At 72.3% G+C, this 12,529-nt stretch carries 9 protein-coding genes and 1 riboswitch; of the genes, 8 read left to right on the top strand and 1 reads right to left on the bottom strand.

Annotated features, from left to right (window positions below; all coding sequences use genetic code 11):
• The first annotated feature begins 23 nt into the window (after window positions 1-23).
• The 8 genes from DEP02_RS02985 to cobI all read left to right on the top strand — a co-directional run bounded on the left by DEP02_RS02985 (window position 24) and on the right by cobI (window position 11,771).
• Entirely contained in the window at window positions 24-248 is a 225-nt protein-coding gene (locus tag DEP02_RS02985) for a hypothetical protein (RefSeq protein WP_112465750.1), read from the top strand.
• Between the two features lie 158 nt (window positions 249-406).
• Window positions 407-549: riboswitch (cobalamin riboswitch) on the top strand.
• Window positions 550-648: 99 nt separating this feature from the next.
• Complete coding sequence (locus tag DEP02_RS02980) at window positions 649-1,590, top strand: cobalamin biosynthesis protein (protein WP_112465749.1); 942 nt, start codon at window positions 649-651, stop codon at window positions 1,588-1,590.
• A complete protein-coding gene (locus DEP02_RS02975; RefSeq protein WP_112465748.1) occupies window positions 1,587-3,095 on the top strand; it encodes a cobyric acid synthase in 1,509 nt (502 codons plus the stop codon). The genes DEP02_RS02980 and DEP02_RS02975 overlap by 4 nt, the downstream gene beginning before the upstream one ends.
• Window positions 3,092-6,796, top strand: coding sequence for a cobaltochelatase subunit CobN (gene cobN, locus DEP02_RS02970; RefSeq protein WP_112465747.1), 3,705 nt, complete (start codon window positions 3,092-3,094; stop codon window positions 6,794-6,796). Before DEP02_RS02975 ends, cobN begins: the two co-directional genes overlap by 4 nt.
• Window positions 6,797-6,965: 169 nt before the next feature.
• Window positions 6,966-8,957, top strand: a complete 1,992-nt coding sequence (locus DEP02_RS02965; protein WP_112465746.1) for a putative cobaltochelatase — start codon at window positions 6,966-6,968, stop codon at window positions 8,955-8,957.
• Entirely contained in the window at window positions 8,957-9,556 is a 600-nt protein-coding gene (gene cobO / locus DEP02_RS02960) for a cob(I)yrinic acid a,c-diamide adenosyltransferase (protein ID WP_112465745.1), read from the top strand. The genes DEP02_RS02965 and cobO overlap by 1 nt, the downstream gene beginning before the upstream one ends.
• Window positions 9,550-11,025 (top strand): cobyrinic acid a,c-diamide synthase CobB, encoded by a 1,476-nt coding sequence (locus DEP02_RS02955; protein ID WP_112465744.1) that lies wholly within the window; start codon window positions 9,550-9,552, stop codon window positions 11,023-11,025. Before cobO ends, DEP02_RS02955 begins: the two co-directional genes overlap by 7 nt.
• Complete coding sequence (cobI, locus tag DEP02_RS02950; protein ID WP_112465743.1) at window positions 11,022-11,771, top strand: precorrin-2 C(20)-methyltransferase; 750 nt, start codon at window positions 11,022-11,024, stop codon at window positions 11,769-11,771. Before DEP02_RS02955 ends, cobI begins: the two co-directional genes overlap by 4 nt.
• 23 nt (window positions 11,772-11,794) lie before the next feature.
• On the opposite strand, the gene DEP02_RS02945 is transcribed toward cobI, so the two are convergent.
• Window positions 11,795-12,526 carry a ZIP family metal transporter gene (locus DEP02_RS02945; protein WP_112465742.1) on the bottom strand — a complete coding sequence of 244 codons (732 nt, stop codon included), beginning with the start codon at window positions 12,524-12,526 and terminating at the stop codon, window positions 11,795-11,797.
• Window positions 12,527-12,529 lie beyond the last annotated feature (3 nt).

The raw sequence follows: 12,529 nt of genomic DNA, 5'->3' as shown, positions 1-12,529 counted from the left end.
CAGGCAGAAGGAAGAGAAACACCATGGACATCGACTGGGCGGCCCTCAGCTCCGTCTTCGGCGTCAGCCTCGGCGTATCGGTGGGCCTCGTGGCCCTGTTCACCCTCGGCATCGCCGGTCTCTCCCGTCGCGAGCGGGCCGTCGCCCAGGGCAGCGGCAGCGGAGCGCTCGCGGTCACCGGCGCCTACGTCTGCTTCGCCGCGTGCGCCGCCGCGGTGGCGTACGGGATCTATCTGATCGTGGCCTGATCATGGCCTGAGCCGGCAGGCGCGAGCCGCACCGCCCGTTCTGCCCGGGGCGTCCTGGAGACGCCCCGGGCAGAACGGGCGTTTTCGTGCGCCGGTCGTGCGCGGTGGTGTGGGTCTCATCTCACTGCGCCTGCGCAGGTCAACGGCAAGTTGACGGGTGTTCGCGGAGCGTGGTGGACTGCCGGGGCCATGTACGGCGGCAGGAGAGGAAGCCCGGTGCGAATCCGGCGCGGTCCCGCCACTGTGACCGGGGAAGCAACTCCCCGGGAGCCAGGAACTCTCACCGCCGGTCTCGTCGAACCAGGGCGTGGACACCCTGAGTGAGGACATATCGCCATGCGCGGCTGCCGACCGAGGTTCACCAGCGACACCCCGACCGCACCCACGACCGACTGACCCGATGGGTGCCGATCGCGTCTTCGCGTACGGCGCCACCGCCGGCCTCCTCGGTGACCTGCTCCTCGGCGATCCCCGCCGCGGGCACCCGGTCGCCGTGTTCGGACGGGCCGCGGGTGCCGTGGAACACGTGCTGTGGCGGGACCACCGCGGCTGGGGCGTCCTGCACACCGCTGTGTGCGCGGGGGGCGCCGTGGCGACGGCCGCGCTGGCCGCGTCCGCCGTACGCCGCTCCCGTACCGCCTCCGCCGCGCTGACCGCCGCGGCCACCTGGGCCGTCGTCGGCGGCACCTCGCTCGCGCGGGAGGCGCGGGCGATCGGGCAGGCGCTCGAGGCCGGGGACGTCGAGGGCGCCCGGACGCGGCTGCCGCACCTGTGCGGGCGCGACCCGCAGGCGCTGGACGCCGACGGGATCGCCCGGGCCGTCGTCGAGTCCGTCGCCGAGAACACCTCCGACGCGGTGGTGGGCGCACTGGTGTGGGGCGCCGTGGGCGGCGTGCCCGGGCTCGTCGGCTTCCGGGCCGTCAACACCCTGGACGCCATGGTCGGGCACAAGTCCCCCCGCCACCGCCGCTACGGCTGGGCCTCGGCCCGCCTCGACGACGTGGCCGGCTGGCCGGGGGCGCGGCTGACCGCCGCCCTCGCCGCCGTGGCCGGTCCCGATGCGCGGGGTGCCCTGCGCGCCTGGCGTGCCGACGCCGGCAAGCACCCGAGTCCCAACGCCGGTCCGGTCGAGGCCTCGTTCGCCGGAGCGCTCGGGGTGCGGCTGGGCGGCACGCTCGCGTACGGGGGGCGCGTGGAGCACCGCCCGGTACTCAACGGCTCCGGGCGCGCCGTCCAGGCGGGGGACATCGAACGGGCCGTACGACTCTCCCGGCGCGTGAGCTGGCTCGCGCTCGGCGTGTGCGCGGGCGCACGACTGCTGAAGAGAGGACGGGCGTCATGAACGGCGGTCTGCTCGTCGCCGGTACCACCTCCGACGCCGGGAAGAGCGTCGTCACGGCCGGGATCTGCCGGTGGCTGGTGCGGCAGGGAGTCAAGGTCGCGCCCTTCAAGGCGCAGAACATGTCCCTCAACTCCTTCGTCACCCGCGAGGGCGCCGAGATCGGGCGGGCGCAGGCCATGCAGGCCCAGGCGTGCCGGATCGAGCCGACCGCGCTGATGAACCCGGTGCTGCTCAAGCCCGGCGGTGAGCGGAGCAGCCAGGTGGTGCTCCTGGGGAAGCCGGTGGGCGAGCTGAGCGCGCGCGGCTACCACGGCGGGCGGCAGCAGAAGCTGCTCGGCACGGTGCTGGACTGCCTCGCCGAGCTGCGGCGCACGTACGACGCGGTGATCTGCGAGGGGGCGGGCAGTCCGGCGGAGATCAATCTGCGCCGGACCGACATCGTCAACATGGGGATCGCGCGGGGCGCGCGGCTGCCCGTGCTGGTCGTCGGCGACATCGACCGCGGCGGCGTCTTCGCCTCCTTCTTCGGCACGCTCGCCCTGCTGTCCCGCGAGGACCAGGAGCTGGTCGCCGGGTTCCTGGTCAACAAGTTCCGGGGCGACGTCTCGCTGCTGGAGCCGGGCCTGGAGATGCTGCACGGGCTCACCGGGCGGCGCACGTACGGTGTGCTGCCGTTCCGGCACGGGCTGGGCATCGACGAGGAGGACGGACTGGCGGTGTCGATGCGCGGGGCCGTACGGGAGTCCGCTGTGGCGCCCCCGCTGGGCGAGGACGTACTGCGGGTCGCCGTCTGCGCGATTCCGCTGATGTCCAACTTCACCGACGTGGACGCGCTCGCCGCCGAACCGGGCGTCGTCGTACGGTTCGTGGACCGCCCGGAGGAGCTGTCCGACGCCGACCTCGTCATCGTGCCCGGCACCCGGGGCACGGTCGGGGCGCTCCAGTGGCTGCGCGAGCGGGGCCTCGCGGAGGCCCTGCGCCGCAGGGCTGCCGAGGGACGGCCGGTCCTCGGCATCTGCGGCGGCTTCCAGATCCTCGGCGAGCACATCGAGGACGAGGTCGAGTCACGGGCCGGGCGGGTGAACGGCCTCGGGCTGCTGCCCGTACGGATCCGATTCGCCCGCGAGAAGACCCTCACCCGGCCCGAGGGCGAGGCCCTGGGCGAACGGGTCGAGGGCTACGAGATCCACCACGGGGTCGCCGAGGTCACCGGCGGTGTTCCCTTCTTGGACGGCTGCCGGGTCGGGGCCGTCTGGGGCACGCACTGGCACGGCTCGCTGGAGTCGGACGGCTTCCGGCGGGCCTTCCTGCGCGAGGTGGCGGCCGCCGCGGGCCGCCGCTTCGTACCGGCCGCCGGCACCTCCTTCGCCGCGCTGCGCGAGGAGCAGCTCGACCGGCTCGGCGACCTGATCGAACAGCACGCGGACACGGACGCGCTGTGGCGGCTCATCGAGTCGGGCGCGCCGCAAGGACTGCCCTTCATTCCACCGGGAGCGCCCGCATGAGCACAGTGTTGTTGTTGTCGACCGCCGACACCGATCTGCTGGCGGCCCGCGCCTCGGGCGCCTCCTACCGGATCGGCAACCCGACCCGGGTGAACGTCACCGAGGAGCTGCCCGGGCTGCTCGACGGCGCGGACATCGCCGTCGTACGGCTGCTCGGCGGCAAGCGCGCCTGGGAGGACGGGCTCGCCGCGCTGCGGGCCTCCGGCGTCCCGGCCGTGCTGCTGGGCGGAGAGGCCGTACCGGACGCGGAGTTGATGGCCGAGTCGTCGGTGCCGGCGGGGGTGGTGGCGGAGGCGCTGCGGTACCTCGTCGAGGGCGGCCCGGCGAACCTGGCCGAGCTGGCCCGGTTCCTGTCGGACACGGTGCTGCTGACCGGCGAGGGGTTCGAGGAACCGCGGAAGATGCCGGAGTACGGCGTCCGCGGCGGCCGCGCCTTCACGGAAGGCCGCCCGACCGTCGGCGTGCTCTTCTACCGCGCCCACGAACTGAGCGGCAACACCGCCTTCGTGGACACCCTGTGCGACGCGATCGAGGCATGCGGCGCCAACGCCCTCCCGGTGTACTGCGGTTCGCTGCGCGGTGCCGACGCGGGACTGTACGAGATCCTGGGGCGGGCCGACGCCCTGGTCGCCACCGTCCTCGCCGCCGGCGGCACGCACGCCTCGCAGGCGTCGGCGGGCGGCGATGCGGAGTCCTGGGACATCGGGGCGCTGGCCGAGCTCGACATCCCGGTGCTGCAAGGGCTCTGCCTGACCTCGTCGCACGCCGCGTGGGACGAGTCGGACGCGGCCCTGTCCCCCATGGACGCGGCGATGCAGGTCGCGATCCCGGAGTTCGACGGACGGCTGATCACGGTCCCGTTCTCCTTCAAGGAGCAGGGCCCGGACGACGTACCGGTGTACGTGGCCGACCCCGAGCGGGCCGCCCGGGTGGCCGGAATCGCCGTACGGCACGCGCAGTTGAAGCACAAGCGGAATGCCGAGAAGAAGATCGCGCTGGTCTTCACGGCGTACCCGACCAAGCACTCGCGGGTCGGCAACGCGGTGGGACTGGACACCCCGGCGTCCGCGGTACGGGTGCTGGACGCGCTGCGGGACGCGGGGTACGTCGTCGAGGGATACCCCGACAACGGCGACGAGTTGATCCACCGCCTGATCGAGGCCGGCGGCCACGACGTGGAGTGGCTGACGGAGAATCAGCTGGCCGCCGCGCCCGCACGGGTGCCGCTCGCCGACTACCGGGCGTGGTTCGACCAGCTCGGCCCCGAGCTGCGGGACGCGATGCTTCAGGCGTGGGGTGAGCCGCCGGGCTCGCTGTACGTCGACGGCGACGACATCGTGCTGGCGTCGCTGAGGTTCGGGAACGTCGTCGTGATGATCCAGCCGCCGCGCGGCTTCGGCGAGAACCCGATCGCGATCTACCACGACCCCGACATGCCGCCGTCCCACCACTACATGGCGGCCTACCGCTGGCTGGAGAACAGTTTCGGCGCGGACGCGGTCGTGCACATGGGCAAGCACGGCACGATGGAGTGGCTGCCGGGCAAGGGACTGGGCCTGTCGCGCGGGTGCGCGCCGGACGCGGTGCTGGGCGACCTGCCGCTGATCTACCCCTTCATCGTCAACGACCCCGGCGAGGGCACCCAGGCCAAGCGGCGCGGGCACGCCACGGTCGTCGACCACCTCGTCCCGCCGATGGCACGCGCGGACACCTACGGCGACCTGGCCAAACTGGAACAGTTGCTCGACGAGTACGCGCTGGTCTCCGACCTGGACCCGGCGAAGGCGCCGACCGTGCGGGCGCAGATCTGGACGCTGGTGACCGCCGCCCAGTTGCACCACGACCTGCGCGTGGACGAGCAGCCGGACGACGACGAGTTCGACGAGTTCGTCATGCACATCGACGGCTATCTGTGCGAGATCAAGGACGTGCAGATCAGGGACGGCCTGCACATCCTGGGCGGCGGCCCGGTGGGCGAGCCCCGCGTGAACCTGGTCCTGGCCGTGCTGCGGGCCTCGCAGGTGTGGGGCGGACAGGCGAACGCGCTGCCGGGACTGCGGGCCTCGCTGGCGGAGCACTTCGGGCTGGTGGAGAAGGAGTTGCTGGCCGAGCCGGGTGCGCCGGTGAAGGTGCCGGTGGAGCTGACGGACCTGGTCGAGGCCCCGCCCGTCTCCCACCACCACCCTTCCAAGGAAGGCGCTTCGCGCCCCTTCATCCCCGCGCGTACCGCCTCCGACGCGATCGACCTGCTGGAGCAGCTGTGCCGGCGGATCGCGGAGGGGCTGGAGGAGCGCGGCTGGGCGGCTTCCGGGAGCGGGACTCTGGTACGGGAGGTGCTGGGCGTCGAACTGCCGGAAGCGGTGGCCGTGCTGGACTTCGCCTGCACCGAGGTCGTGCCCCGGCTCGCCCGTACGACGGACGAGATCGGGAACATCCTGCGGGCGCTGGACGGCGGTTACGTCCCGGCGGGCCCGTCCGGCTCCCCGACCCGGGGCCTGGTCAACGTCCTGCCGACCGGCCGGAACTTCTACTCGGTCGACCCCAAGGCGATTCCGTCCAGGCTGAGCTGGGAGGTCGGCCAGTCGCTCGCGGACTCGCTCGTGCAGCGGTACCTGCAGGACACGGGCGAATACCCGAAGTCGGTCGGCCTGACGGTCTGGGGCACGTCCGCGATGCGCACCCAGGGCGACGACATCGCCGAGATCCTGGCCCTGCTGGGCTGCCGCCCGGTGTGGGACGACGCCTCACGCCGGGTGACCGGCTTCGAGGTGGTCTCCCTGGAGGAGCTGGGCCGGCCGCGCATCGACGTCACGGTCCGCATCTCGGGCTTCTTCCGGGACGCGTTCCCGCACGTCGTCGGCCTGATCGACGACGCGGTACGGGCGGTGGCGGAGCTGGACGAGCCCGCCGAGTCCAACTACGTGCGGGCGCACGTGGAGGAGGACACCGCCGAACACGGCGACCGGCGGCGTGCCACGGCCCGGATCTTCGGTTCCAAGCCCGGGGCGTACGGCGCGGGACTGCTGCCGCTGATCGACGCGCGGAACTGGCGCAGCGATGCGGACCTCGCCGAGGTGTACGCGGTGTGGGGCGGTTACGCGTATGGGCGCGGGCTGGACGGGCGAGCCGCGCGCGGGGACATGGAGACGGCGTTCCGGCGGATCGCGGTGGCGGCGAAAAATGTGGACACGAGGGAGCATGACCTCGTCGACGCGGACGATTACTTCCAATACCACGGCGGCATGGTCGCCATGGTGCGGCACCTGACGGGGACGAGCCCGGAGGCGTATGTCGGGGACTCCGCCGTACCGGATCAGGTGAAAACGAGGACCCTCGGCGAGGAGACACACAGGGTCTTCCGCGCCCGCGTCGTGAATCCAAGGTGGATGTCAGCGATGCGCAGGCATGGCTACAAGGGGGCTTTCGAGATGGCGGCGACCGTGGACTACCTCTTCGGGTACGACGCCACGGCGGGCGTGGTCGACGACTGGATGTACGAGAAGCTGGCGTCCGAGTACGTGTTCTCGCCGGAGAACCAGGACTTCATGCGGAAGTCGAATCCCTGGGCCTTGAGAGGCATCACCGAGCGCTTGCTGGAGGCGGCGGACCGCGGGCTCTGGGCGGAGCCGGACCAGGAAACCCTGGACCGGCTCCGGGCAACCTACCTCGAGCTTGAGGGAGATCTGGAGGGAGACGGATGATCTCCCACCGAATCCCCGCGTGTGCGGGGAGCACGACGGCGAACTGCGCCCCCAATTGCTGGACCGCGGACCATCCCCGCATGGGCGGGGAGCAGACCTTGACCATGCCATGGCTACAGCTGACTTCTGGCCAGCCCTGTGACATGCCACCCGAAGGAGTGATCACCGCGTGAACACGCCCTATCCCTTCACCGCCATCGTCGGTCAGAGCGACCTCCGCCTAGCTCTGCTCCTCAACGCGGTGAGCCCCAAGGTCGGTGGCGTGCTGGTGCGCGGCGAGAAAGGCACCGCCAAGTCCACCGCAGTGCGGGCACTTTCGACGCTGTTGCCAGAGGTGGACGTCGTCTCCGGATGCCGCTTCTCGTGCGCCCCAGACTCCCCCGACCTCGCCTGCCCAGACGGGCCGCACGAGCCTGGGACATGCGAGTTTCGCCCGGCTCGGATGGTGGAATTGCCCGTAGGCGCCTCCGAGGACCGGCTCATCGGCGCACTTGACATCGAGCGGGCACTCGCGGATGGCGTAAAAGCCTTCGAGCCCGGTCTGCTCGCCGATGCTCACCGCGGGATCCTGTACGTCGACGAAGTGAACCTCTTGCACGACCACCTCGTCGATCTCCTGTTGGACGCCGCTGCCATGGGGGCCTCCTACGTCGAGCGCGAAGGCGTTTCCGTACGGCATGCCGCCGGCTTCCTGCTGGTCGGCACCATGAACCCCGAAGAAGGGGAGCTCAGGCCTCAGCTCCTCGATCGCTTCGGGCTGACCGTGGATGTCGCGGCCTCACGGGAACCAGAGCAGCGGGTGGAAGTCGTGCGGCGGAGGCTGGCGTACGACGACGACCCGGTCGGATTCGCGGCACAATGGGTCGACGAGGAGGCCAGCGTACGCCAACGCATCATTGCGGCAAGGAAGTTGTTGCCATCCGTGCGGCTCGGTGACGAGGCGCTGCGGCAGATCGCGGCCACGTGCAGCGCTTTCGAGGTGGACGGCATGCGCGCCGACATCGTCATGGCCCGGACCGCCACCGCGCTGGCCGCGTGGGCCGGGCGGACCGACGTGCTCGCCGAGGACGTGCGGCAGGCCGCGTTGCTGGCCCTGCCCCACCGGCGGCGGCGGAATCCGTTCGATGCGCCGGGGCTCGACGAGGACAAGCTCGACGAGACGCTCCAGGAGTTCGAGGGCTCGGAGGACGACGATCCCGACCCCGGTCCGGACGGCGGCCCCGGCGGTGGTGGCGGGCAGCCCGCGCCCGACGACGACAGCGGCGGCGGTCCGCAGGGCGGTGAGAGCGGCGGGGAGCCGCAGCCGTCCGGTGCCGGCGCGGGTGAGCAGTCCGCCGTACGCGCCTCCGAGCCGTTCCGTACGAAGGTGCTGAGCGTGCCCGGCATCGGCGAGGGTGCCTCCGGGCGGCGTTCCCGGGCGCGTACCGAGCACGGGCGCACCACCGGGGCGCGGCGGCCGCAGGGCGCACTGACCAAGCTGCACCTGGCGGCCACCGTGCAGGCCGCCGCGCCGCACCAGCAGGCGCGGGGCCGGTCGGGGCCGGGGTTGGTGATCCGGCGGGACGATCTGCGGCAGGCGAGCAGGGAGGGCCGCGAGGGCAACCTCGTGCTGTTCGTCGTCGACGCCTCCGGGTCGATGGCCGCACGGCAGCGGATGAGTGCCGTGAAGGGGGCCGTGCTGTCGCTGCTGCTGGACGCCTATCAGCGGCGGGACAAGGTGGGACTGGTGACCTTCCGGGGGTCGGGTGCCGAGGTGGCGCTGCCGCCGACCTCGTCCGTCGACGCGGCGGCGGCCCGGCTGGAGTCGCTGCCGACCGGTGGGCGGACTCCGCTCGCCGCCGGGCTGCTCAAGGCGCACGACGTGCTGCGCGTGGAACGGTTGCGGGATCCGGCGCGGCGGGCGCTGGTCGTAGTCGTGACGGACGGGCGGGCCACGGGTGGCCCGGAGCCGGTCGCTCTCGCCGGGCGTGCGGCGCGGCTGTTCGCCGCCGAGGGGATCGCGTCGGTGGTCGTGGACTGCGAGTCGGGGCCCGTACGGCTGGGGCTGGCCAGGCGGCTCGCGGGTGAGCTGGGCGGTACGGCCGTCACGCTCGACGAGCTGCGGGCCGACTCGATCGCCGGGCTGGTCAGGGAAGTCCAGGGCAACAGGAGGGCCGCGTAATGCCGCAGGGACAGCCGAGTGTCGTACCGGACGACGGGCTGACGACCCGTCAGCGGCGCAACCGGCCGCTCGTCGTCGTGCACACCGGGGTCGGCAAGGGCAAGTCCACCGCCGCCTTCGGGCTGGCCTTGCGCGCCTGGAACCAGGGCTGGCCGATCGGGGTGTTCCAGTTCGTCAAGTCGGCCAAGTGGCGGGTCGGCGAGGAGCGGGCGCTACGGGTGCTGGGCGACTCCGGCGAGGGCGGGGGCGTCGACTGGCACAAGATGGGCGAGGGCTGGTCCTGGGTGCAGCGGGACGCCCAGATGGACAACGAGGCCAAGGCCCGCGAGGGCTGGGAGCAGGTCAAGCGGGACCTGGCCGCCGAGACGTACCGGCTGTACGTGCTCGACGAGTTCGCGTACCCGATGCACTGGGGCTGGGTCGACACCGACGAGGTCGTGGACGTGCTGCGGGACCGGCCCGGGACCCAGCACGTGGTGATCACCGGGCGCAACGCGCCGCAGAAGCTGGTCGACCTCGCCGATCTCGTCACCGACATGTCCAAGGTCAAGCATCCGATGGACGTCGGGCAGAAGGGGCAGAGGGGCATCGAGTGGTGACGTCCCCGTCCGTGCCCCGGCTGGTCATTGCCGCGCCCTCGTCGGGGAGCGGCAAGACCACCGTTGCCACGGGGTTGATGGCCGCGCTGGCCCGGCGGGGACTGTCCGTGTCCCCGCACAAGGTGGGGCCGGACTACATCGACCCCGGGTATCACGCGCTCGCGACCGGGCGTGCGGGGCGGAACCTGGACGCGTATCTGTGCGGGTCCGAGCTGGTCGGGCCGTTGTTCCTGCACGGGGCGCGGGGGTGTGACATCGCCGTCGTCGAGGGTGTGATGGGGCTGTACGACGGGGCCGCCGGGGAGGGTGAACTGGCGTCCACCGCGCATGTGGCCAAGTTGCTGCGGGCGCCGGTGGTGTTGGTGGTCGACGCTTCGTCGCAGTCTCGGTCGGTGGCGGCGTTGGTGCATGGGTTCGCGTCCTGGGATCCGGAGGTGCGGGTCGGGGGCGTGATTCTGAACAAGGTGGCCTCCGAGCGGCATGAGGTGCTGTTGCGGGAGGCGCTGGACTCGGTGGGGGTGCCGGTGTTGGGGGTGCTGCGGAGGGCTCCGCAGGTGGCCATGCCCTCTCGGCACCTGGGGCTGGTGCCGGTTGCCGAGCGGCGGGCGGAGGCGGTGGAAGCCGTTGCGTCGATGGCGGCGCAGGTCTCCGACGGGTGTGATGTGGAGGGCTTGGTCGCGCTGGCGCGGAGTGCGGGTGCGTTGTCGTGTGCGGCTTGGGGTGCGGCTGAGGCTCTGTGCGTTTCGCCCCCGCCGCCCCTTCCCCTTCCCGCCCCTGGGCGCTTCGCCCCCAGACCCCCGGATCGGCCTGAACGGCCTCGTCCTCAATCGCCGGACGGGCTGTCGGGTGCCGGCCCAGCGCCCAAGGTTGCTGTCGCCGGTGGCTCGGCCTTCAGCTTCTCCTACGCCGAGCACACGGAACTGCTCACCGCCGCCGGTGCCGAAGTCGTCCCCTTCGATCCCCTCCGCGACGAGCAACTGCCCGGAGGAACCCGCGGGTTGGTCATCGGCGGTGGTTTCCCCGAGGTGTACGCCGCCGAGTTGTCCGCCAACGAACCCTTGCGGAAAGCCGTCGCCGGGCTCGCGCTCAGCGGTGCTCCCGTCGCCGCCGAGTGTGCCGGGCTTCTCTACCTCTGCCGGGAGCTCGACGGGCAGCCGATGTGCGGAGTGCTGGACGCCGCCGCCCGGATGACCGGGCGGCTCACCCTCGGCTACCGGGACGCCGTGGCGGTCAGTGACAGCGTGCTCGCAGGTGCCGGGGAGCGGATGCGCGGCCACGAGTTCCACCGGACCGTCGTCGAGCCCGGCTCGGGCACGGGGCCGGCGGCTCCCGCCTGGGGGGTGCGCGCTCCTGAGCGCCGGGTCGAGGGGTTCGTACAGCGCAACGTGCACGCGAGTTATCTGCACACCCACTGGGCCGCCGCGCCCGGTGTCGCCCGTCGGTTCGTCGAGAGGTGCCGGACGTCATGAGCAGCAGGCTGATCGGGGTGGGGGTCGGGCCCGGCGACCCCGAGCTGGTGACCGTCAAGGGCGTCAACGCGCTGCGCGCGGCCGACATCGTCGTCGTACCCGTCATGGCTGCATTCGATGGAGAAGATGGCGGCGAGCGCGGGCGCGCCGAGGCGACCGTGTTGCACTACGTGCCCGAGGAGAAGGTCGTCCGGGTGGTGTTCGCGCTGAACGAGCGGTCCGACCGGGCGCGGCGCGAGGCGGCGTGGGACGCGGCCGGGGAGCGGGTCGCCGGTCTGCTCGGGAAGCACGGCTGCGTGGCCTTCGCCACCATCGGTGACCCGAACGTGTACTCCACCTTCACGTATCTCGCGCAGACCGTCGCCGATCTGGTGCCGGGGACCGTCGTCGAGACCGTGCCCGGGATCACCGCGATGCAGGATCTGGCGGCGCGGTCGGGGGCCGTGCTCACCGAGGGCACCGAGCCGCTCGTCCTGGTGCCCGTCACCGCTGGGACCGCCGTGCTCAAGGAGGCGTTGAGCGGGCCCGGGACGGTTGTGGCGTACAAGTTCGGGCGGCAGGCGCGGGAGGTCGCCGAGGCGTTGCGGAACAGCGGGCGGGTCGACGGTGCGGTGTGGGGGTCGGCGCTCGGGCTGCCGGAGGAGTCGATCCGGCCGGCCGCGGATCTCGACGGGGCTCCGCTGCCGTACCTCTCCACTCTCATCTCGCCCGCGCGGCGCGACGGCGGGCGGGGCGGCAAGCTGTGAGCCCTGTCCGGAAGGTGGGCTGGTCAGCCCGACAGTCCGACCACCACCCAGATGAACGCCACTCCCGCGACCGTGCACAGCAGGGTCGAGCGGGCCGGGTGTTCGTGGTGGGCCTCGGGGAGGATCTCGGCCGCCGCGAGGTAGAGCAGTGCTCCGCCGAAGAGGCCGAGATAGCCGCCGAGGAACCACGTCGGGATGGTGACGAAGGTGGTCGATGCGGCGCCCGCCACCGGGGCCAGCGCGTCCGCCACGAGCATGGCGACCGCCTTGCGGCGCGCGTTGCCGTACAGCCGGGTGACGGTGAACGTGTTGAAGCCGTCCGCGAAGTCGTGGGCGATGACCGCGAGCGCGACCGTGGCTCCCATGCCGCCGCCCACCTGGAAGGCCGCGCCCATCGCCACGCCGTCCATGGTGCTGTGGCCGACCATCGCGGCCGCCGCCGTCAGGCCCACCTCGGGCGTGCGGTGGTTGTGCTGCTCGTCGCCGCCGTGCGCGGCCTGCCGTGCGGCCAGCAGGCGCTCCACCAGGTGGGCCAGCAGGAAGCCGGCCATGAACAGCAGCAGGGCCGCCGGTACGCCGAACACCTCCCCGCCGGCCGCGTGCAGTGCCTCGGGGAGCAGGTCCAGACCGACCACGCCCAGCATCAGGCCGCCGGCCAGTCCGAGGACCAGATGGCGGCGGTCGGTCACCCGTTGTGCCGCCCAGCCGCCGGCCAGCGTCATCAGGAACGCGCCGAGCGCGACGTAGACCGCCATGTG

The organism is Streptomyces triticisoli (genome assembly GCF_003270085.1).
GTDB classification, from domain to species: Bacteria; Actinomycetota; Actinomycetes; order Streptomycetales; family Streptomycetaceae; genus Streptomyces; species Streptomyces triticisoli.
This window is presented reverse-complemented; position numbering and strand designations above follow the sequence as displayed.